Origin of the sequence: Kordiimonas sp., from assembly GCF_048264555.1 — a bacterium.
Taxonomy (GTDB): domain Bacteria; phylum Pseudomonadota; class Alphaproteobacteria; order Sphingomonadales; family Kordiimonadaceae; genus Kordiimonas.
The window spans coordinates 415,768-437,285 of the sequence record NZ_JBLXCX010000002.1 but is presented as its reverse complement, the minus strand read 5'-3'; the positions used below and the strand labels follow the sequence as shown (position 1 = coordinate 437,285).

The 21,518-nt window shown below is 53.2% G+C and carries 24 protein-coding genes and 1 pseudogene; 5 read left to right on the top strand and 20 right to left on the bottom strand.

Annotated features, from left to right (window positions below; genetic code table 11):
* Window positions 1–56: 56 nt before the first annotated feature.
* The 6 genes and pseudogenes from motA to ACN0XZ_RS07110 all read right to left on the bottom strand — a co-directional run bounded on the left by motA (window position 57) and on the right by ACN0XZ_RS07110 (window position 5,668).
* A complete protein-coding gene (gene motA / locus ACN0XZ_RS07135; RefSeq protein ID WP_417457045.1) occupies window positions 57–926 on the bottom strand; it encodes a flagellar motor stator protein MotA in 870 nt (289 codons plus the stop codon).
* 167 nt (window positions 927–1,093) lie between these two features.
* On the bottom strand, window positions 1,094–1,711 hold the full coding sequence (locus ACN0XZ_RS07130) for a redoxin domain-containing protein (protein WP_417457044.1): 618 nt from the start codon (window positions 1,709–1,711) through the stop codon (window positions 1,094–1,096).
* Window positions 1,712–1,722: 11 nt separating this feature from the next.
* On the bottom strand, window positions 1,723–3,222 hold the full coding sequence (locus ACN0XZ_RS07125; RefSeq protein ID WP_417457574.1) for a protein-disulfide reductase DsbD family protein: 1,500 nt from the start codon (window positions 3,220–3,222) through the stop codon (window positions 1,723–1,725).
* A gap of 138 nt (window positions 3,223–3,360) precedes the next feature.
* Window positions 3,361–3,765: pseudogene (locus ACN0XZ_RS07120) on the bottom strand (protein-disulfide reductase DsbD domain-containing protein); the annotation flags it as partial.
* Window positions 3,766–3,887: 122 nt separating this feature from the next.
* A complete protein-coding gene (locus tag ACN0XZ_RS07115; protein WP_417457043.1) occupies window positions 3,888–5,288 on the bottom strand; it encodes a M28 family metallopeptidase in 1,401 nt (466 codons plus the stop codon).
* Between the two features lie 38 nt (window positions 5,289–5,326).
* Entirely contained in the window at window positions 5,327–5,668 is a 342-nt protein-coding gene (locus ACN0XZ_RS07110) for a 5-carboxymethyl-2-hydroxymuconate Delta-isomerase (RefSeq protein WP_417457042.1), read from the bottom strand.
* A gap of 173 nt (window positions 5,669–5,841) precedes the next feature.
* Between ACN0XZ_RS07110 and ACN0XZ_RS07105 the strand changes: the two genes are divergently transcribed.
* Complete coding sequence (locus tag ACN0XZ_RS07105) at window positions 5,842–6,435, top strand: hypothetical protein (protein ID WP_417457041.1); 594 nt, start codon at window positions 5,842–5,844, stop codon at window positions 6,433–6,435.
* An 11-nt stretch (window positions 6,436–6,446) separates the two neighbouring features.
* Here the strand turns inward: ACN0XZ_RS07105 and ACN0XZ_RS07100 are convergent, their stop codons facing one another.
* Both ACN0XZ_RS07100 and ACN0XZ_RS07095 read right to left on the bottom strand, forming a co-directional pair.
* Window positions 6,447–6,872: a DUF4399 domain-containing protein gene (locus ACN0XZ_RS07100; protein ID WP_417457039.1), complete on the bottom strand. Its 426-nt coding sequence runs from the start codon at window positions 6,870–6,872 to the stop codon at window positions 6,447–6,449.
* 66 nt (window positions 6,873–6,938) lie between these two features.
* Window positions 6,939–7,301 carry a cupin domain-containing protein gene (locus ACN0XZ_RS07095; RefSeq protein WP_417457038.1) on the bottom strand — a complete coding sequence of 121 codons (363 nt, stop codon included), beginning with the start codon at window positions 7,299–7,301 and terminating at the stop codon, window positions 6,939–6,941.
* A 177-nt stretch (window positions 7,302–7,478) separates the two neighbouring features.
* Between ACN0XZ_RS07095 and def the strand changes: the two genes are divergently transcribed.
* A complete protein-coding gene (gene def / locus ACN0XZ_RS07090; RefSeq protein WP_417457037.1) occupies window positions 7,479–8,075 on the top strand; it encodes a peptide deformylase in 597 nt (198 codons plus the stop codon).
* 20 nt (window positions 8,076–8,095) lie between these two features.
* On the opposite strand, the gene ACN0XZ_RS07085 is transcribed toward def, so the two are convergent.
* The 4 genes from ACN0XZ_RS07085 to rplM form a co-directional block, all read right to left on the bottom strand.
* Window positions 8,096–8,680 carry a hypothetical protein gene (locus ACN0XZ_RS07085; protein WP_417457036.1) on the bottom strand — a complete coding sequence of 195 codons (585 nt, stop codon included), beginning with the start codon at window positions 8,678–8,680 and terminating at the stop codon, window positions 8,096–8,098.
* A 128-nt stretch (window positions 8,681–8,808) separates the two neighbouring features.
* Entirely contained in the window at window positions 8,809–9,471 is a 663-nt protein-coding gene (locus ACN0XZ_RS07080; protein WP_417457035.1) for an OmpA family protein, read from the bottom strand.
* Window positions 9,472–9,674: 203 nt separating this feature from the next.
* Window positions 9,675–10,154, bottom strand: a complete 480-nt coding sequence (gene rpsI, locus ACN0XZ_RS07075; protein WP_417457034.1) for a 30S ribosomal protein S9 — start codon at window positions 10,152–10,154, stop codon at window positions 9,675–9,677.
* Window positions 10,155–10,159: 5 nt separating this feature from the next.
* Entirely contained in the window at window positions 10,160–10,618 is a 459-nt protein-coding gene (rplM, locus tag ACN0XZ_RS07070; protein ID WP_417457033.1) for a 50S ribosomal protein L13, read from the bottom strand.
* A gap of 288 nt (window positions 10,619–10,906) precedes the next feature.
* Here rplM and ACN0XZ_RS07065 point away from each other — a divergent pair, with 288 nt between their 5' ends.
* From ACN0XZ_RS07065 to ACN0XZ_RS07055, 3 genes are all read left to right on the top strand, one after another.
* Window positions 10,907–11,917: an NADP-dependent oxidoreductase gene (locus ACN0XZ_RS07065; RefSeq protein ID WP_417457032.1), complete on the top strand. Its 1,011-nt coding sequence runs from the start codon at window positions 10,907–10,909 to the stop codon at window positions 11,915–11,917.
* A 68-nt stretch (window positions 11,918–11,985) separates the two neighbouring features.
* Window positions 11,986–12,735, top strand: a complete 750-nt coding sequence (locus ACN0XZ_RS07060) for a hypothetical protein (protein ID WP_417457031.1) — start codon at window positions 11,986–11,988, stop codon at window positions 12,733–12,735.
* Entirely contained in the window at window positions 12,732–13,865 is a 1,134-nt protein-coding gene (locus tag ACN0XZ_RS07055; RefSeq protein ID WP_417457030.1) for a hypothetical protein, read from the top strand. The genes ACN0XZ_RS07060 and ACN0XZ_RS07055 overlap by 4 nt, the downstream gene beginning before the upstream one ends.
* Here the strand turns inward: ACN0XZ_RS07055 and cutA are convergent.
* The 8 genes from cutA to ACN0XZ_RS07015 form a co-directional block, all read right to left on the bottom strand.
* On the bottom strand, window positions 13,862–14,191 hold the full coding sequence (gene cutA / locus ACN0XZ_RS07050) for a divalent-cation tolerance protein CutA (RefSeq protein WP_417457029.1): 330 nt from the start codon (window positions 14,189–14,191) through the stop codon (window positions 13,862–13,864). The two genes, ACN0XZ_RS07055 and cutA, sit on opposite strands and share 4 nt — an antisense overlap.
* Window positions 14,188–15,219: a COX15/CtaA family protein gene (locus ACN0XZ_RS07045; RefSeq protein ID WP_417457028.1), complete on the bottom strand. Its 1,032-nt coding sequence runs from the start codon at window positions 15,217–15,219 to the stop codon at window positions 14,188–14,190. Before ACN0XZ_RS07045 ends, cutA begins: the two co-directional genes overlap by 4 nt.
* Before the next feature lie 95 nt (window positions 15,220–15,314).
* On the bottom strand, window positions 15,315–16,067 hold the full coding sequence (locus tag ACN0XZ_RS07040) for an ABC transporter permease (RefSeq protein ID WP_417457027.1): 753 nt from the start codon (window positions 16,065–16,067) through the stop codon (window positions 15,315–15,317).
* Complete coding sequence (locus tag ACN0XZ_RS07035; RefSeq protein ID WP_417457026.1) at window positions 16,064–16,783, bottom strand: ABC transporter ATP-binding protein; 720 nt, start codon at window positions 16,781–16,783, stop codon at window positions 16,064–16,066. Before ACN0XZ_RS07035 ends, ACN0XZ_RS07040 begins: the two co-directional genes overlap by 4 nt.
* Window positions 16,783–17,748: an ABC transporter substrate-binding protein gene (locus ACN0XZ_RS07030; protein ID WP_417457025.1), complete on the bottom strand. Its 966-nt coding sequence runs from the start codon at window positions 17,746–17,748 to the stop codon at window positions 16,783–16,785. The genes ACN0XZ_RS07035 and ACN0XZ_RS07030 overlap by 1 nt, the downstream gene beginning before the upstream one ends.
* A 53-nt stretch (window positions 17,749–17,801) precedes the next feature.
* The gene (gene der / locus ACN0XZ_RS07025; RefSeq protein WP_417457024.1) at window positions 17,802–19,247 is read right to left on the bottom strand and encodes a ribosome biogenesis GTPase Der; all 1,446 of its coding nucleotides are present in this window, start codon (window positions 19,245–19,247) and stop codon (window positions 17,802–17,804) included.
* 40 nt (window positions 19,248–19,287) lie between these two features.
* The gene (locus tag ACN0XZ_RS07020; RefSeq protein ID WP_417457023.1) at window positions 19,288–20,637 is read right to left on the bottom strand and encodes a PQQ-binding-like beta-propeller repeat protein; all 1,350 of its coding nucleotides are present in this window, start codon (window positions 20,635–20,637) and stop codon (window positions 19,288–19,290) included.
* Window positions 20,634–21,383 carry a tetratricopeptide repeat protein gene (locus ACN0XZ_RS07015; RefSeq protein WP_417457022.1) on the bottom strand — a complete coding sequence of 250 codons (750 nt, stop codon included), beginning with the start codon at window positions 21,381–21,383 and terminating at the stop codon, window positions 20,634–20,636. The genes ACN0XZ_RS07020 and ACN0XZ_RS07015 overlap by 4 nt, the downstream gene beginning before the upstream one ends.
* Window positions 21,384–21,518: the final 135 nt, after the last annotated feature.

Genomic DNA, 21,518 nt, shown 5'->3' with positions numbered 1-21,518 from the left:
AGCGCGACCATTTTGATCCATGGCCGCGCGCTCGTCATTGTTTTTCTTGAGAAAACTTAAATGTCCGGCGGCAGCTCCGCGATTGCCTCTTCCAGCTCAATGAAAGTGGGCATCAGATGGCTTGGCACGTTACGTCGGCCAAGCTCAACCGAAATCTGTGGCGGGTTGCCCTGAAGGTGCGATACCAGCACGATTTTCACGAGTTGCATAAATTGGCCATCCTCCGTCAGAATCTGGTTCAGACGGCCCGCGATGGGTGCAATCATCAGATAAGACAGGAAAATCCCGAGGAAGGTACCAACAAGCGCACTACCAACCATGCCGCCGAGTACCTCAACCGGTTCCGCAATCGCAGCCATGGTTTTAATAATACCAAGAACCGCGGCAACAATACCAACAGCAGGCAAGCCATCAGCCATGATCTGCAAAGCGTGCTGCGGCTCATGCTCTTCGGCGTGATGCTTCTCAAGGTCAGCATTCATCGCGTCTTCCATCTGGTTCGGGTCATCGAAGTTCATGGTCATCATGCGCACATAGTCACAAATGAACTCCACAACATGATGGTCTTCAACAATGCGCGGGAACTGCTGGAAAATCTTTGATTCTTCGGGGTTTTCGATATGGGCTTCGATCGCCACAACGCCCTTGCTTCTGATGGTTTTGGTCAGCAAAAACATAAGGCACAAAAGGTCGCGGTAATCGTCCGCTTTCCAGTGTGGTCCCTTCATCACCTTGCCAACACCGCCAAGGGCAGCCTTGATCACGCCTGTCGAGTTCGCGCTGATGAATGCGCCGATCGAGCCACCGAAGATGATCATCAACTCAAACGGCAAGGCCTTTATGATGATGCCAAACTTGCCGCCTGCCATAGCAAAGCCGCCAAACACCATCACGAGGACAACAACGAGACCAATGATTAGAAACATAGGGCGTGCCTGCCTTGCCTTAAGTTAATTGTGTCACCCACACAAAACGTCTGCTTGTGTACATCTTACAGCGCATTCAGTCTCAATCAATAGCCTTAACACACCTTTAATTTTGGCTATCGTGCTGAAAATTATGTGAAATCCAGCTTGATTAACCAGCGTGAACCTTATTCCGCATATTTAACCGTGCAGCCATAAGGCTTGGTATTGCTTTCGCTAACCGGTTTTCCAGCCTTCACTTCATCCCATGCAGCAAGCGCATAATTGTGGGCGCCCTCAAGCGAAGATGGCCGCGCGGATGGCTTGTCATCAATCGCACCCATATATTCCAATGTGCCGGAGGCATTGATGAGAAACATATGCGGTGTGGTTTTAGCATCATACAGCCGGCCAATTGTACCTTCAGGGTCAAGGACCACATGGCTTGGATAGGCACCCCGGGAGGCCGTGAGTTCATCGGCGTCCTCTGGGCTCACATGCCCCTGTGTTCCCGGTGCGCTCGAGATGATCGATAGCCAGACCACCCCGTCTTCGGTAAGCGCGCGCTGGGTTTTCTGCATGTTGCCGCCGTCATAATGTTTCTGCACATAAGGGCAACCGTGGTTCGTCCACTCAAGCATTATCGGCGTGCCTTTAAGATCAGCAAGCGAGATGGTTTCCCCACTCGTGGTCATCCCTTCGAACTGGGGCGCGGGTTGCCCGATAACCGGCTCAGCGGCTGCAGATAAAGAGAATGCAGTACATAAACAAGCAACACTAAGAGATTGTAACAAAGTCTTTTTCATCACTTACTCCTTCAGCTTATGGCGTCACGCACGGCGCCTGGTGTTAGTATTTCAGGAAGCAATACAGCCTCTGCCGCCCCTGGGGCATAATAGAGGTAAAGCGGCACACCCGCCCGGCCGTAGCGTGCAAGCACACCTGCGATCTCAGCGTTCCGGTTGGTCCAGTCACCCTTGAGTACGGTGATATTTTTTTCGGCAAACAAACCTTGAATGTCATCCGTCATCAGCACGACTTTTTCATTCACCTTGCAGGTGATGCACCAGTCGGCGGTGAAATAGACAAACACAGGTTTGCCCTCAGCCCGTAAGGCGGCAAGGTTTTCTGCGGAATATACACCTTCCGCCTCCATCGCCTGATCGCCGGTTTCCAAAAGACCGGCCCACGGCTTGCTGGCGACAAAGGTAATGCCACCAACGATGATCAACAGTGAGATAACCTTGAGCACGCGCCCCTGCCCCTGTTTTGAGAGCCAGACACCGAAGATACAAATGATAAGCCCAACCAGAAGAAGGAAGGTCGCAACCGCACCCAACTGGCGATCAAAAATATAAAGCAGCCACGCCGCTGTCAGATACATCGGAAACGCAAGCGCTTCTTTCATCTTCTCCATCCAGGCACCGGGTTTTGGCATCATCTTGGCAACAGCGGGAATGAAAGAAAGCGCGAGAAACGGCAGTGCCATACCTATCGCCAGCAGGCTAAAGACTGTAAAAACCGTTACAATAGGCTGGGTTAGCGCAAAACCGATAGCGGGCGCCATTAAGGGCGCCGTGCACGGTGTCGCCACAAGTGCCGCAAGCACGCCTTTGAAAAACGCCCCTTGCGCACCCTCGCGGGAAGCAAAGCCCTGCCCCGCCCCTTCAAAACCAAGGCGGATATCAAAAAGCCCCGAAAGCGAGAGCGCCACAAAGGTCATCAGGAGCACCATGAGTGCCACAAATAGCGGCTCCTGAAGCTGAAAGCCCCACCCAATCGCCGCACCACCAGCCCGTAGAGCCAGAAGAACCGCTACAATCGCCATGAAGCTCACCCAGATACCAAAGGTATAGGCGATGCCTTCAAACCGGCGCTTGGCCTCGGTTTTATAGTTTGCCGAGATGAATGAGAAGGCCTTCAGCGACAGGATCGGGAACACACAGGGCATCAAATTCAGGATCAAACCGCCAAGAAGCGCAAAGAGCGCCGCCCGCCACACGGGCATGCCGTCTGTGGTCAAAAGTGTGCTGGTTTCTGTGGCGGCGGTGTGGCTAACATTCTCGTCCGAAATTTTGAGCATAGGATCGAGTTTGTAGGCTGTTGTGCCGCCCCCCTCTGTGGTCAAAAACAGTAGGCCATCTGCGGCTTTCGGGTTCAGCGCTCCTGCGTCCCGAGGAAGCGTTAGAACCAGCCCTTTTTCGCCCCATGACCAGCTTTGGGGTGTGGCATAGTTGAGCACACCCTCCTGCCCCGCAAAAAACACGGCATCGGTGATGCCGCTGACATCGTTTTTATCCATATAAACGGTGAGCACGGAAGACGTGCCCTCAACCCGCAACAAACCACCCCAATAGCCCGGCTCCGGCAGTTTTGAACGCGCGGTGACAAATAGATCAGCGTCTTCGCTAAACGCCGGGTTTGCCTTCCGGTCTAGCGTAAACTCAAGCGTCGCGAACTGGGGAACACATTCCACCTCACAGATCAACCATTCGGCATCGAGCTTTAGGGCGGTATTCGCGTTCCCGGTTTTCATCTCAACCAGCATCACGCTTGCGCCCGAGTAGCCGTAGTTCGCGAGTGGGCCAACAGGTATCAGTTTGGGTACGGGGAAAAGCGGGTCGGTAAAGCTTACGTCCGCCGGGCTAGCGGTCCATTCCAGAATGGGGGCTGCGCCACTATCGCCCGGGTTACGCCAATAGCTATGCCAGCCGTCTCTGGGGGTAATCTCGATAGCCAACCACTGACGGCTGTTAGGGTTAAGCCCGTCCAGTTCGCTATAGACGCGCAGCGTGCTATGGCTCGCCTCCACTTCCCCGAGCGGCGCAGCGAAACCCGCAACGTTCAGTGTCAAAACCATGGAAACAATAGCGATGAGGGACTTCAACAACCGCACGGACAACCTCTCTCAAATTGCATTTGACCAGTGATACCCGAGGATACCACTGGTCGTCATGTCACATCTGCGTCAGGAAAGCGGGATTATTCTGCCGCCTGAGGCTTCTCAAACGCACCCATGGGGCCCGGAAATACCACGGGGCTCTCCAGACCATCATTGGCAACCGCCGCTACACCAAAGAAATAATTGTCGATCACCACATTCTCGAGCGTGTGGGAGCGTGCATCAGCTGGCACAAAATGGCTCCAGCGCCACTGCGCGTCGGTTGTCAGGCGCCAATAGATACGGAAGCCTTTGAGGTTCGCTTGCTGGCGCTCATCACCCGGCACATTCCAACTGATGGTGGTTGAGGGCTGCACAGCACCCTCGAGCTTCACATCGCTCGGGAAAGGCGGTGCACCTGCCATTGATGCCAGCGTCACCACGTTCAGGGATGTCAATTTGGCTGCATAGTCAAAGTTAACGCCCTCAATCACGTCACCGTAAGCAATACCGTTTTCCGTACGGATGTCCTGATGCTGGCGGTTATAATTCTCGTTGGTTTCCATGATGCGCACGCCGGGCCAGCCCGCTTCATTAAACGGCCGGTGGTGCCCGCCACGGCCGAAACGATCAAGCCGGTAGATCATCATCACATCGAGGTTAGGGATATATTGGTCGGCCAAACGGTCAACAAGACGCGCGATATTACGGCTTGGGCTATCCACCTCACCGCCTGAAAAACGACGCGTACGTGCTTCTTCCGGCGTTTCCGTATCCCGCGTTCCTTCAGAGAACACGCGTGCCGTGGTGTTATTGATAACACCGTTGATGCCCTCAATGTTGCCGATCATGTCGTTATTGAGCACACCCATCACACGCCAGCCTTTTTCCTTGGCATGACGCGCCAGAATTTCACCGCCATAGAGCCCCTGCTCCTCCCCTGACAGGCCCGCATAAACAATGGTGCCCGGGAATTTGGTTTGGCACAGCACACGGGCAGCCTCAATGGTGCCCGCCATGCCGGAGGCGTTGTCGTTGGCACCGGGAGAATCGTCCACGCCGTTCAGCGGATCTGAAATACGGCTATCAATGTCACCCGACATCATCACAACGCGGTCAGGGTCGAGGATGCCGCGCTGGACAGCAATCACGCTGACAACCTCCGTCGGTTCCGGAATGCGGCGTCCTGTCACCGTGTCAGATACGGTATAAACCTCCAGCTTGGCTTCACAGCCTTCGGAAATGCGCTTGAACTCGGCCTCAATCCAGCGCCGGGCGGCGCCAATGCCGCGGGTCTCGGATTTGGTGTCAGACAGTGTGTGTCTGGTGCCAAAACCCACAAGCTTGCGGATATCAGCCTCTATCCGGTCTGCTGATACATCAGCCACCATATTGTGCAAACGCTGCACCTCAACAGGCGGGTCTATATGCCCGTCAGCGATGGTTGCGCTCGCGAGCGTCTGTGCTGCAATTGCAGCGCATGTCAGTGTTTTGAGTTTCATCTTGTCCCCCTGGTTCGGTTTATTGTGTGAGCCCCAAATTAATATATTTCTTTTGTATAGACGGAACGGTCCATGTCACGACAATCAACACTCAGTGATTGAAGTGGCAGGCGCAGTTTTTTCATGTGAGTAAGCACAGTCTCTGCCAACGCTTTTTGTGTTGGCTGATCTCGCCCAGAAAGCAGATACACGGTTATATGCACTGAACTGGCGGCCCTGCCGCCCACAAGGCTATGGCCGCACCCATAGGCCCGCACCTTGATATCATCAACGCCAAAAAGCCGGGATTCAACCGCAGCGTCATGTGCCGCCTGCATCATGGCCGATACCTTGGTGTGGCTCTCAAGCTCGCTGCTATATTCGATCACCAGATGTGGCATTCCTGTATATCCTCGTTGCTAATTCATACGCTCGGCCGCAGCTTAGGCATATATTTCAAGTGGATGAAGCATAAATCGGCGTGCAGCGCTACCACGTGCAAAGATACAATTCAAACTTGCCTGTGGCCCACATTCCGGTACGCTATCTTCATGGATACGAAGAAGCGCTGCCTATGAAACTGCTTGTACCGGTTGTGGTTGCCCTGCTGACGCCACACACCCTTATGGCCGATGACAAGGGAGAGATGACACACGCCGCGCTTTCCAAAATCCCGCGCTTGTCAGAGTTTTGTGGCACACCACCCGAAGCCCCCACGAAGGTGCGTGGCAGTTCCCCCTTGAAGCCGTTGAGGCCCAGCGTATCTCGGTTCGTTGAGGACGTAGACGGTTGGGTTTCCTGTGCTTCTGATACCCACGATCACATACAGCAAGTAATCGACGATATGCCTGCAGGTGATGCGAACAAACAGGTGGTTGCACACTTGAATAATGACTATGAGCAGCATTTCTCAATGCTCAATGGCGAGATTGAAACCTTTGCCAACCGCGTTAATCGCAGTGGCAACTGGCAAACGGTATCCCTCGTGGTGGAGGATTTGAAGACAAGAGGCTGTGGTGGTTCCAAGCAAACAGAGGTTTTGTGCGCAATGCGCCGTCAAACTTTTGCGAGCCACCTGAACAAGCCCTTACCTGTTAAGCCAGATGGGCCTGTTCATTGGACTGCCGTTAGCCCGCCTCGGTTCACCACAAAGGCTGAAGGCATGTAGCGGAACGTCGGCTACTCCACAATCGTGATTGTGATTTTCTTGGACGTCACGGCCGGGCTGTGCGGGATATGATTCTGGTCACCAAGCAGCAGTTGCAGTGTATGTTTCCCGGGGCTGAGCTCGATCGTCGTTTCCGTTTGCCCGCCACCAAAATGGATATGCTGCTCATCCATGGGAATGTTCTCGTCAAGCGGCGGCAGGTCTGTATCAATGATCAGATGATGATGGCCGGTGCCTTCTTTCTCAACGCCCGCCGGGGCAATGCCCATACCCTTTAGGCCAAAACGAACGGTGATTGGGCTTTTCAGGCTTTCCCCATCCATTGGGCTGATAATATAGACCTCAGCGCCCTGTTTTGAGGGAGTGCCGTCATCCGCGATACCACCGGTCATCGGTAAGGTTGCGCCCAACATCAGGGCAAGCATCAGCCGCTTCATGCCTTATCTCCTTGTCTATAAAATCAGCGAAGGGAGTATTTCACAACCCTTGGCGGTTGTCATATATTATCCCACTAAAGCAATGACATAGAGCTTGCGACAATCCTTGATTGTCTCCCAAGTGCCTTTGAAACCAGCGGAAATCGTGAAACGGTCCCCTGCCTTGAACCGGCTCGCACGACCCTCCCCGTCCACAAGTTCAACCTCGCCTTCCAGCAAGTGACAGAACTCTTCTTCACCATCATAGTTCACGTGCCATTTGCCTTTGGTAGAGGACCAATAGCCGGTGAAGAACTTCTCGGACTTGCTGGTATAGATGTTTTCTGTTTGCTGTTGCGGGCTGCCCGAGATCAGCTTCTCAGCTGAAACAGGCCCGTTTTCTACCTCGGGATCTGTTTCCCGAAAGTTTAGCACTCCTTTGGCACTCATGGCGCACTCCTTGATGGTTATATTCGCGAAAATGCGCTCAGTTAGGTCGGTAGGCAAGTATAATGTGATCACATTGAAGCCCTTACTTGAGATTTCAACCAAGGCACAGGCAAACGCCGCTGGCAATTTCATTCTGATGGCGGTATCAGTAGCGCTGGAATCATAATGGTGAGCTGTATGACCAATCTGAGCCTGATAACTGCCCCAAACCCCATCTTCCGCCAGAAAGCTGTTGCAATTGATGACGTGAATGACGACGTGCGCGCGCTCGCCAATCAGATGCTGGATATCATGTATGGAAGCCGGGGCATCGGTATTGCCGCCAATATGGTTGGGCTTCTCAAACGCATCGTGGTGCTTGACCTGCAACCAGAAGGCCGCCGCGAGCCTATGGTTTGCATTAACCCCGAAATCCTGTGGCGGTCAGACGCGACCTCAACACATGAAGAAGCGTCGCTCAGCTTTCCGGGTATCTCCGCCGAGATCACCCGGCCTGATGCCATCCGGCTCGCGTATCTGGATATGGAAGGCACGCGGCACGAAATTGATGCGGATGGTTGGCTTGCCACCGTTTTGCAGCACGAGATCGATTATCTCGACGGCAAAACATACCTTGATCACTTGTCCAAGATGAAGCGCGACCTACTGCTCAAGAAGATGCAGAAATACATCAAACAGATGAAGAACCACGTACACGGCCCTGGCTGTGGCCATGATCATCACCACCATGATCACGACCATGTGCACGGCCCAGGGTGTGGGCACGACCACTAGAAATTCGGGTGCTTCTGACTCTATAGTCGTAACCCATGTCGATCTATAATCTCCGCTATCGCATCGGCATGAGTGTCGACCTGTTCATATACCCACGTGTAGTGATCCGTCTTCCAATAGTTTAGAAGTTCATCCGCTTTTTTGTTCCCGAATATTTGCTTCATCGCATCGATCTCGAGATAGCAAACCAGCACATGAAGATATGTCGCGCTCTCATCTGGCGAACCGTATGGATAGCCGACTTTTGCTGGTCCCAATAATTTGGCGAGGTCCGCTCGTGCGGCCATATCAGCATCATGGTTAGCATCGAGATGCCAGTGAATCTGCTCGTGGATAAATGTAGAATACAAGAGATAGGGTTTTTCAAGGTGTCTGGTATGTAGCGTCAGAACCGGGTGGCTATGCGGTATGGCTCTTATGTCCACATGAAGTTTACTGGTAAACATCCACTTGGATACATCATGGCTTTCCGTAAATTCCTGAATTACGGCACCAGTTCGATATTCGCGTTCGTGGTTGTTTTCCGTCGTAATTAGAAGCTCAGCTGCTGTCGCGCTGACATTAATCATAATTATCATTACCCAAAAGGTAATAATTTTTGTCATTTTAGGATTTCCTAGTTTTATCTACGATTATTTACCCATATATTAGTAGTATAATTCTACGTCAAGACGCTATTGCCCAAGCTTTCTCACAACACACTAAGTTATCGGTATCCGGAATAGCCAACTCCCTACTCGACCACAGGTGACAAAGCGATCTCCACTCGGCGGTTCATGGCACGGCCAGACGCTGTATCGTTGCTCGCGATCGGGTGCTGTTCCCCATAACCGCGGACAACAAGGCGCACAGGGTCTACACCTTTTTGAGTGAGTACGCTGGCCACAGTCTGCGCACGCCCTTGAGAAAGCTGCATGTTATAGCTGTCGGAACCGGTCGAATCCGTATGGCCCATAACGTCCACGTAGGTTTTGTCATATTCATCCAGCACCAATGATACAGAGTGGAGAACTTCCATAAAGTCCGGCTTTACTACTGTGCTGTCCGTATCGAATGTAATGTTACCGGGCATGTTGAGAATAATATTATCCCCGTCCCTCACGACCTGTACGCCGGTGCCCTGAAGCTGGCGCCTGAGCTTTGCTTCCTGCTGGTCCATATAAAAACCAACACCACCACCGGCGAGCGCACCAATGCCCGCGCCGATGAGCGCGGCTTTACGTTTGTTTGAACCGCCAACAATGACACCACCCACGGCACCAGCCGCAGCACCAATGGCTGCGCCGATAGCAGTGTTGGAGACCTTCTTCTCACCCGTGTACGGGTCCGTAGAGCATGCCTGCAGCACAAAGACACTGCCAAGCAACGCGCAGATAAGCTTAGAATTCCTAACCATTATTCAGCCCTCACATTGTTATCTGAGGCCATGCTAGGCGCGCGCGCATCAATGATCAGCCTGATATAGGCGGGTACAGCATAAAGAAGCGATAAATACGATGGCGGGTAAAGAAAAGGCCGCCCCATGGGACGGCCTTTTGAACTCGAAACTGAATTTTTGGATACTCGAAACTGATACTCGAAACAAAAACTCGTATGCGCTTAACGCTTGGAGAACTGGAAGGAACGACGAGCTTTCGCTTTACCGTATTTCTTCCGTTCAACAACCCGGCTATCGCGGGTAAGGAAGCCAGCAGCCTTGAGCGAACCGCGAAGTTCTGGCTCAGCAAGCTGAAGCGCTTTGGAAATACCGTGCTTTACCGCACCAGCTTGGCCTGAAAGGCCGCCGCCTTTAACGGTTGCAACAACATCATACTGGTTTTCGCGGCCAGCAACTTGGAAAGGCTGGTTCACGATGAGGCGCAGTGTTGGGCGTGCAAAGTAAACTTCCTGATCGCGACCGTTTACAGTCACTTTACCAGAACCTGGCTTTACCCATACGCGTGCAACAGCGTCTTTACGCTTGCCGGTTGCGTAGGAACGGCCCTGTGCGTCAACAACAGGCTTGCGCTCTTCAGCGGCTTCCACCACAGCAGCGTCAGCCGCACCGGTGATTTCTTTAAGGTCTTGAAGATCGGCCATGTCGCTTACCTCTTATTCTTCGGGTTCATTGCGCCAACGTCCAGAACTTCAGGGTTCTGTGCAGTGTGCGGGTGTTCGCCGCCTGCATAAACACGAAGGTTGCGCATTTGCTGACGGCCAAGCGGACCCTTAGGGATCATACGCTCAATCGCTTTTTCAATCACACGCTCAGGGAAACGACCGGTGAGGATCTCGCCTGCAGTTGCGGACTTGATACCACCAGGGTGACCAGTGTGACGGTAGTAAACCTTGTCGGCCATTTTCTTGCCGGTCAGCTTTACTTTTTCAGCGTTGATAACAATCACGTTGTCACCGCAATCCATGTGCGGAGTGTACGTGGGCTTGTGCTTCCCGCGGAGAACAACAGCGATGGCTTGAGCCAGACGACCGAGAACTACGTCCTCTGCGTCAACGATCAGCCACTTCTTTTCGATCTCCGAAGGTTTTGCGGAATAAGTTTTCATCGCAATTATGCCTCGGTTACCGCCCTTGGCTTTCATGCGCCTTGGGCCAGTGTTAAAACTAAACGGATGAGGCAAAACAGACGCCGTCATCACATTGGCGCGGAATATAGGCATATTTAACAAACTGTCAAACGCTTTTTTAGGACCACTGACTTAAATTATACATTAAAAACAATATGTTAAAAAAGCGGTAAATAAATACCCCACAGAAAATGTCTATTTCTTGCCGTGTCCCTGCCCTCGCTCCATATCAAGGGAGAGCAAAGTTCAAATCAAGGGACCAAAACCATGAGCAATAAACAGATCCTTCTGAATAGCCGCCCAAACGGCTGGGTAACAGCTGACAACTTCAAGCTGGCTGAAACGGCTGTCCCTGAACCCGCGGCGGGCGAAGTGTTGCTTGAGACAGTCTATATGTCCGTTGACCCCTACATGCGTGGCCGCATGAACGATGTGAAAAGCTATGTACCTCCTTTCCAGATCGGTGAACCGCTGCAGGCTGGTATTGTCGGCAAGGTGGTTGCTTCAAACGGCGGAAAGTTCCCGGTTGGGACATATGTTACCGGCATGGGCTTGTGGGCCAATTATATGACAACGAATGGTGATGGCTTCCAGCCTATTGACCCCAACCTCGCGCCGCTTTCCTATTACCTAGGTATCCTCGGGATGCCGGGCATGACCGCCTATGTGGGCCTGAAAGGCGTGGCGGAGCTCAAAGAAGGTGAACAGCTATTTGTCTCTGCCGCTTCGGGCGCTGTGGGCCAGGTTGTGGGCCAGATTGGCAAAAACATGGGCTGTCATGTGGCTGGTAGCGCCGGTACCGACGACAAAGTTGCATATTTGACGGACGAGCTCGAATTCGACGCTGCCTTCAATTACAAGACCTCGGATATCCATAAAACTACCCGCGACGCCAATCCCAAGGGCATTGATGTATATTTTGAGAATGTGGGTGGCCCGCAGCTTGAGGCGGTTATCAATAATCTCAACTTCAACAGCCGTGTGGCACTCTGTGGCATGATCTCGCTTTATAACGCGACACTGGACGACATGCCCCCCGGCCCTCGTAATCTCGCTTTACTGGTTGGTCGCAGCGTGAAGATGCAAGGCTTCATCGTCGTAAACTACCCTGATCTATGCAAGGAATGGATCGGTGTTGGTGCAGGCTGGCTCAAGGAAGGCAAGCTCAAATATCGTGAAAGTATCGCCGAAGGTGTTGAAAACGCGCCCCAGGCCTTCATGGATGTGCTGAAGGGCAACAACTTCGGCAAGCAGGTTGTTCGCCTTTCCGACGCCTGATATCATCCCGTTTATAAGCTGGTCGGCCAATAGCGCCGACCAGCACATTATAAAGCGGGGAGCCTAGAATGGCCGAGCAACTGTTCCGACCCACGCCACGGCCACGAAATATCCTTCTGGCGCTGGCATTCTGTGCCTCTTATTCCTTCTTCCCGCTCTTGGCAAATGACACACCACCTGATGAAAGCCGCATCAAAGAAGCGGTGATTGTCTCGGCTGAGAACCCTGCTCTCGCCATTCGCATGGCAGATGACGCCATGCGCACAATTGGCCGCCACGCCATCACAATCGGGGACAGGGCTTCCGGCGAACGTTTCATATTCGGTGAAACTGACGGGGCTGAGGTCAAACGGTTGTTTATCGCCCAGTTTGAAGCTTTTCATGCAGATAATGACGGCACCTACAATTACGATCTAAGCAAAAGCCCTGAAGTCGCGGGCTATCGCTGGCGCAGTAACGCCTATGCTTTCGACATGACAGCCTCAAGGCGCGACAATCCGGCCGGCGAAGCAGCTGGAACCGCTGCCCTCCTTGAAAAGTTTGAGCTTAACGTGCCCGAAAACTGGCTGATGTGGCGATCTCTGACCGTGACCGATGAAAACCGCAAGGGCGAGCTGATCTTGTTCTACGTAGAATTTGGCAAAGATCACAACATGACCCTGGCTGATATATATGTGGGTGACGATGAGACGCCCGAATGGATCAGTTTCCAGAAAGATCTTGAACGCCGCGCCAATGCCGTGTTTGAGCTCGCCCCCGTAGTAGACGGTATACCACTCGGCGAAAGCTGGGTTCACATTCCTGTCGGCGGCGAATGAGACGTCATAAGAAAAAACTCATAACACTTGCGGTGATTATCATCACCGCGACCTATCTCTTTTGGCCTGGCCTCAAACCTGATCACAATGGACCCTTGCACCTTCATCTGAGCCATGCTGCAAGTTTTGGTGAAGATGCTGGCAAGGGTAACGTGGTTGGTATTGAACCGGTGATAGAGCCGCTTGATTACGCCACCCCTGAACGCTTTAAGGCAAAGATCGCGGGCTACCTTAATGAGGCTCAAGAGAAAGGTTGGCTCAACGCCAATACTATCGTGCTCCTCCCCGAACATCTTGCGACCTGGTTGGTTGCGACGGATATGGGAGCGCGAGTTTATAGTGCAGATGGCAGCGCCCTACCCCTTATGCGTATTTTGGCAAGCGAGCCAGTTGAAGCGCTTAAAAGCCTTTTTATCTTTGATGATGCAGACCCTTGGGCGGCAGCACTTTTCCGCGCGCGAGCGGATATCCTCTCTGAAAATATTGATCATGTATTTGGTGGCTTGGCCAAGGAATACGGCGTTACCCTTATTGCAGGCTCAGCCGCCCTGATGACGGCGGGCATCTATGATGAAGGGCTTTCTTACGGTCATGGGCCCATCTTCAACGCGAGTTTCGTCTTCGGTCCTGATGGTCTGCCGATAGAAGACGCGGTGCGCAAGAGCCACCCTATTCCCTCTGAGCAAGGATTTATCAAATCATTCCCTGCCAAGACCCAGCCCGTGTTTACGTCGGATGACCTGGAATATGCCGTCCTCATTTGCGCCGATAGCTGGTTTGATGATATGTACCCGCCAGCCGCCGAACTCATCCTCGTACCAGCGTTCCTGACCGGTGCAACTTGGGACACCCCATGGGCGGGATATGTGGGCGATGAACCTGCCGGAGACGACTGGAGGGCAGATATAGGCAACATTACCGAAGGTGAAGCGTGGGTGAGATATTCCCTGCCCGCCAAAGCAAAAGCACATGGCGTAGCCAATGGTATGACGGTCTTTTTGAAAGGGTCGTTATGGGGAGTGCGCGGCGATGGCCGCGCCCTAATCCTTCAAGACGGCACTCTTCATATTGGTGAAGCAGGCCCATCCGAGGCTGCCATATATAATCTTTGGCTAACCGTCGCGCCTTAAAGCCCAACCTGACGCTTCACCCAATCCAGATAATCGGCATTCGCACCAACGATCGGCATTGCCGTGATGCACGGTACCTCATAGCTGTGCATTTCCTTGATGCGCTTGATCGCAGCGTCCATTTTGCTAACGTGCGTTTTCATGAAAACCGTGATTTCGTTGTCAAGCTGAATAATACCGTCCCATTCATAGATGGAGCGCGTGCCCGAGTTTACATTTGCGCAGGCGACCAGCTTTTCCTTCACCAGTGCCGTTGAGATATGCACAGCAACGTCTTCACTTTCAGCCATTAGGTAGATTGTTACAAATTCATGGTTATCGCTCATGAAACCGGTCTCCCCCTGAGTATATGCGTTAAATATATGGTTGCTGCCAGGACGACAACACCCCCGCCCTGATGGGCTGTGCCCCACGATACCGGCACTTCCAGAAGAAGCATCACGATACCCAGTGTCATTTGCATGACAACTGAGGCCATAAGAAAGCTCGCAGCACCTTTTACGGTTGAATTTGCACGGCGAGCAACAAACCAGATCACTACGGCAAGCGCAAAAAGGACGTAAGCGCCAATACGGTGGTCAAACTGCGTGGTCACCGCGTTATCGACAAAGTTCCGCCACATGGGTTCCATAACAAGCAGGCCTTCCGGCATGAAGGTCTCACCCATGAGCGGCCATGTATTGAAGATATGCCCGGCCTTCAACCCCGCAACGAGAGCGCCCATAACAAGCTGAAAAACCAGCACCAGCGCGAATAGGTGGCTCAGGCGCTTCATAACCTTCGATCCCTGGGTAGGAGCAGGATTTAGAAGCGAAAGCGCGGTCGAGAACAGAGCCGAGAAGATAAGAAGCGCTAATGAGAGATGCGCCGTTAGCCGGTAGTGGCTCACAGCGGGCTCATCAACAAGCCCGGACTTCACCATATACCAGCCAAGCAGTCCTTGGAGTCCGCCGAGCACAAAGAGAACGATCAAACGCGGCTTGTACCCCTCAGGCACACGGCCCTTGAGCCAAAACCACACCATGGGAACAAAAAAGAATAAGCCAATCAATCGGCCGAGCAGCCGGTGAGCCCATTCCCAGTAGAAAATGCCCTTAAAGTCCTCAATGCTCATATGATAGTTCTTGAGCTTGAACTCGGGGCTCGTCTGATATTTGGCAAACTCCTCCTGCCAGGCTTCATCACCGATTGGCGGAAGCACACCCGTAACCGGACGCCAGTCTACAATTGAGAGACCCGATTCCGTGAGGCGCGTTGCACCGCCTACCACCACCATCACAAAGACGGTGAAGGCCATGAAAAGCAGCCATATCCCTACCGCGCGCCGGTCTCTGTCATTCGTTTGGAACATCATGGCGCTGTGCTAACCTTTTCCGACTTCGCGGGCAAGTGTTTGTGAACCTGATGGCATCTTGTCGCACCTTTACGCCAGTTATCTCTGCGATCTGGCTATCGGCGATATGCAAGCATCCACCGTTCCAGCGCTACAAAGCTATAGAATATCAACACCCCGAGGATGCTGAGCAGAATCAGTCCTGCAAACATCTTTTCTACCTGCAGCCGGTTACCCGCTTCAAGAATACGCCACGCAAGCCCCGTTGCCCCACCAGAACCGGCCACGAACTCAGCTACGACCGCACCAATTAGCGCAAAACCGCCACTCACCTTCAGGCTAGCGAGGAGGTATGGCATCGCCGTGGGCCACAGGAGACGCCAGAATCGTTGCCAACGCCTGGCGCCATACAGGGTGAACAAGTCGCTCAAATGAGGGTCAACTGACCTGAGACCTGCAGACATATTCGCCAAAATTGGGAAGAATGCCGCAAGCCATGCGATGATGATCAAAGCGCGCTCCACATTGTCAATTCCTACCCAGATCAAAACAAGGGGCGCGATTGACACAATAGGCGTAACCTGTAACACAACCGCATAGGGATAAACCGTCATCTCAAGCGTACGGCTCAAGCTGAATGCCAGCGCAAGCAGAACCCCGCTAATGGCCGCCCCTGCGAGTGCGAGCAAAGTGACTTTCAATGTCGCCATTGCAGCGGAGAAAAACGTACCGAAATTATCGATCAAGGCGACCAGCACATCCCATGGTGCAGGTAGAATGAACTTTGGCACATCCCCAAGCTGAACGGTTAAATGCCAGACCGTCAAAATGGCCAACAGCGCTATTAGAGGCAGCAACACCCTTTTCATCGCCGTGTCTCCAAAAGCTTGGATATCTTGCTCACCGCCTTGCTAAATTCCGAGGAACTCCGCTGGTCGAAGTTTGGTTTTCGCCTATCAAGTTTTGGTGAAATTTCGCCGGCCAAGCTACCGTTTTTCATAACAAAAACACGATCTGATAGGTAAGCTGCCTCATAAACGCTGTGCGTGACAAATATAGCGCCCCAGCCTTGTTTTCGGCGTAGTTTCAGCAGCATCTCGTTCATCTGAAAACGCAAGATTTCATCTAGTGCAGCGAAGGGCTCATCCAAGAGGAGAAGCTCTGGTTTGGCGACAAGCGCTCGTGCGATCGAAACTCGCATGCGCTGACCACCGGAGAGCTTGTGCGGAAACTTGTCACCGTGCCCCTTCAGGCCCACCGCCTCTATGAGTTGAAGCGCCAGATCATGGTCCTTTTGTCCGTTGAGGCTTAGCGGCAGTAAGATATTGTCTTCCACCGTTGCCCACGGCATGAGCGCTGCATCCTGAAAGACAAACGCGAGGTTTTTCTCTCCCTGTGGCCAGCTGACGACACCGCTTTGAGGTTGCAAAAGCCCAGCAACCAACCGCAGGACCGTAGACTTTCCACAACCACTTGGCCCGAGCAGAGAGACAATTTCACCCTGCTCCAATGTGAATGAAAGATCGCGCACCACATGAGCGGGGTCATCTGGATATGCAAAGTTGAGGGCATCAACCGCAAGCATCACTCGCCGCCTTTATTGGACAGGAACTCGAGAGTATAGGCGTCTTTAACGTCTACTCCCTTTGATACGATGCCCAGCGAAGACATCTCATCATAGAACTGTTTCCAGCGGGCATCTGTCATGGAACCAACAGCCTCACGCGCGCCAAGCATGTTATTTTGCTTCATCGCTTCAATCGCATAGGCAATCAACTCAGGGGTCATTTCGTCATTGTCTTTGAGGATGAGAGCGTTACCCGGCCCTGGGTCACCCCAAATATAGTCTTGCCAGCCGAGAATGCTGGCATCAACAAAAGCCTGAACGGCCGCGCGGTTTTCATTCATATAATCGGCGCGCACCATCACCATGCCCGCATAACCGGGATAGCCTGCATCAGCAAACAAAAACACTTTGGGCACCACACCTGCCTGCCCCGCCGTATAAGGTTCAGACGACAGGTATCCTTCCTGCACGGTGTTTTTGTTAACGAGCCAAGGCGCGAGGGAATAGGTGTATTTCCTAACCTGGCCATCCTCAAAACCAAAACGAGCCTGAAGCCACGGCCAGAATGTCGCCACAGCGCTATCCGAGATAAACACTGGCATGCCCTTCAGTTCAGAAACATTTGTTGCCTGAACATCAGGATGGATCATCAGTATCTGCGGGTCTTTCTGGAAAGACGTCATCACGGCTTTCACGTCCGCACCAGCGGCGATCAGGTTGAGAGGTTGAAAATTATTTGATGCAATTGCTATCTCAAGCGCACCAGCGGCCATAAGACGGGGATTGTCTGTCTGCGGGCCGCCGGGGCGAATAGTGACCTTCAGGCCCCGCTCGGCATAATAACCCTTTGCAAGTGCTTGATAAAAACCGCCATGTTCAGCCTGCGCCTTCCAGTCGGTCGCAAAGGTAATAGGGGTATCCTCCGCGTGCACTGCCGTACACGCAAAGACCAACCCCAGCAGTCCCTTAAAAATGTGCCTCATGGCGCATGATAATAATGCGCAATCCGCCCGCGTCAAAACAAAGCGATAAGAAGCTATCTCTTTTTGCGCCTGCTCTCGTAAGGGTTCTTGCCCTTCTTGAGCAGAATACGGATCGGCGCGCCCGGCAGATCAAAGTCCCGGCGCAACTCGTTTTCCAGATAGCGCTTATAACTGTCCGGCAGGTCATCCGGGCGGTTACAGAACATCAGGAAGGTTGGCGGGCGAGTTTTGATCTGTGCGCCATAACGAATCTTGATCCGGCGACCAGCAACAGACGGTGCCGGGTGCTTTTCAAGCGTATCACTTAGCCACTGGTTAAAGGCTGATGTCGGAATGCGCGCATTCCAGATTTCATATGCTTCCGCAACTGCAGGCATCATCTTGTGAATACCTGCGCCAGTAAGCGCAGAGAAGTTCACGATTTTTACGCCCTTAAGCTGAGGCAAGCTGCGTGTTAACGCATCCTTGAGCTGTCGTTGGGTCTCTAGCCGGTCATCAACTGCATCCCATTTATTGAGTGCGATGATAAGCGCGCGGCCTTCATCAACAACCTTTTCCGCAATCTTGAGGTCTTGCTTTTCGATGCCAACTTCCGCATCTAGGAGAAGAACCACCACTTCAGCAAACTGCACCGCGCGCAGCGTATCGGCTACTGAGAGCTTCTCAAGCTTCTCAGTCACTCGTGAGCGCCTGCGAAGGCCCGCAGTATCAAACAGCTTAACCGGCAAGCCGTCCCATTCCCAATCAACAGCGATGGAATCACGCGTCAGGCCTGCCTCAGGCCCTGTTATCAAGCGATCTTCACCCACAAGCGCATTGATGAGGGTGGATTTGCCCGCGTTTGGACGCCCAACAATAGCGAGGCGAAGTGGTTTGATCTCCTCAGTCTCGTCTTCAGGGTCAATGAACTCATAGTTCATGTCGCCCTCTTCCGGTCCGGTGTCGATACCGCGTGGTCGGTCAGCGGAAGCCTCATCTTCCCCTTCATAGGGGTCAATACCCTGCTCCTTCAATGCAGCAACGATTGCCGCATAGAGCTCACCCAGTCCTTCACCATGCTCGGCAGAGAGGCCGATCGGCTCTCCAAGGCCAAGGCTATATGCCTCGTAGATATTGTCGATAACCGCATTGCCTTCGCATTTGTTGGCCGCGAGGATCACGGGCTTGTTGCCGCGCCGCAGCCATAGGGCAAAATGCTCATCCATATTGGTAACACCGGCGCGCGCGTCATAAAGCATGAGCGCGATATCGGCTTCTTTGAGCGCCTGCTCGGTTTGGCGCCGCATACGGTCCGGAAGTGATCCCTCCTCGCCTTCTTCAAGCCCTGCGGTATCGATTATCTCAAACTCAAGGTCCGCGATGCGACCTTCCCCATGACGGCGATCACGCGTTACCCCAGGCGTGTCATCAACAATGGCAATTTTTTTGCCAACGAGACGGTTAAACAGCGTCGACTTCCCAACGTTGGGGCGACCAACAATGGCAACGGTAAAGCCCATGACTTTTTCTTTCAGTTTGGCCTAAAAGGTGATGGTTACCTTAACGGTAGGCAACCAGTTCACCTGAATCTGTGAGCACGATAAAGGTGCCGTCTACCACGATTGGCGCTACAGAGCTACCCGCTGGCAACTCTACGCCGCTTAGCACTTCGCCCGTGTAGGGTGATAAGCTCAGCGCATAGCCGTGCGAACTGGTGACCAGAAGACGATCGCCCGCAAGCACTGGGCCGTTCCATTTGATCAGATCGCGGCGTTTTTCCTGATTCTGGAAGCGCTGCAACTGACTTACCCAGCGCACACGGCCGTCACCAAGCGATACCGCAACAACCTGACTATCAATCGTCGTCACAAACGCGAAATCACCAGCAACCCACGGCATGTTCACGCCCGCTATATCGGCTTCCCATGACCGCTCGCCCGTGCGCATATCAATTGCCACCATGCTACCCGCGTGACTAACAGCATATACTTTGCCTCGGTCAATCACCGGCTCGCCATCAATATCGGACAGCGTAGCGAGAGGCGTAAGCCGACGAGAGGACGAAAGAGCATCCTGCCACAGGATACGGCCATTCGCGCCACGAAGAGCAATCAACTCACCAGACGAAAGCGCAGCAACAAGGGCTGTGCCGTCGAAAGCTGGTGTCGCTGCCCCGAGCATGCCCGCTGTCTCCGCAATACCGACCTGATCCCAGATTTGGGAGCCGTCATTGGCATTGAACGCCAGCATCTGGTTATCATGCGTAATAGCAAAAACGCGGTTACCACTTGCGGTTGGAGCTCCCCGGAATGGTACCACACCTTGGTACCGCCACAGCTCACGCCCCGATGCAGCATCAAGCGCCACAAGAAAACCAAAGCCTGAAGTTACAAAGAGTTTGCCACCAGAAAAGGCTGCGCCGCCGCCAAAGCCAACGTCGCTGCGCTCATCATTGTCATCGAGTTTGTTTTTCCAAATCTCGCGGCCGTCGGCAAGCGACACAGCACTTACGCCGCCTTTAACGTCAACCGCATATATTCTTCCCTCCGCCGCAACCGGGCCAGAGATCATACGCTCATATTTGTCGTTCCCTGGCCCGATTTTACGGCGCCATGCAACGGAAAGTGTATCGCCAAGAGCCAGGTGTTGAACCCGGTGCGATGCGTTGCCGCCAACAATCGCCCAGTTACCGTTACGGTACGGGCGCGGCAGCACGATAGAAAGACCTGAGATCGCGCTATCCGCGCTAAGGGTCTGCGTAGAGCTCAGGATCGGGATACGCTCCCTGCCCTCATCATCATACTTGTTGCGCGGTTTTTTACTATTGCCGCTACAAGCGGCCAACGCCACAGTAAGAGCTATTAACATGCTGTTGCGAAACGCTGCATTCATTGTTGTGGGCGATTTCACTGCGCCTCTCCTTCTTCTGCACCGTCATCAGTGCTTGTCTCGCTTTCAGGCACAGTTGTATCTACCGCCGCAGTTGACGCTGCTTGGCGCGCTTCAACAAAACTACGGAACTGAGATGCACGGGCGCGAACGCTTTGTGGTGTGTCTGCGTCTTCCGCCAGCAAGGTGAACTTGCTCAACGCGGCATCTAGGTCGCCATCCTGAAGATCAAGAAGCGCGAGCTGTTCTTGAGCAGAAAAATACCAGGCCTTGCCTTTAACTGCGATGGTGGAGAGTTGGCTGCGGGCCGCATCCGCGTCACCCAGCTTACCGGCTAACAGCATACCAGCTTGAAGGGTTGCAAAATCACGCATTGCAGGCTCTGCATCGCTATCGGCTGCAAGAGCCTCATAGGCCGTGAGCGCGCGCGAATAGTCACCTTTCGCGATCGCTGCGCTCGCGAGATGCAACCTCGCGGGCACACCGTAGCCCGAACCGAGCTCAGGCAGCGCAGCCTCCCAAATCGCAAGCGCATCGGCGCCTTCTTCAAGTGATGCTTCACGCGCCGCCTCAAATGCAGTGGAATGTGCACTTTCAACAGATTTAACGTAGGCTTTGTATCCCTCGTTACCTGCTACAAGCACAACAATACCAACAGCTATACCAATAAGGTATTTGCCGTATGCTTTCCAAAGATTGAGCATGCGCTCGCGGCGCACCTCATCGTCGACTTCCTGCGTGAGAAGATCGGAATTCAGGTCCGACACACCATACTCCCCAGACAAAGCCGCCTCTCATACACCTGGAGGCGGCGTCAATTAAAACATTAAACCGCAGGCACCTGCCTGCGAATTGGTCGCTACAATACCCAAAGCCTCTCTGAGACGCAAACCCAGAAAGCA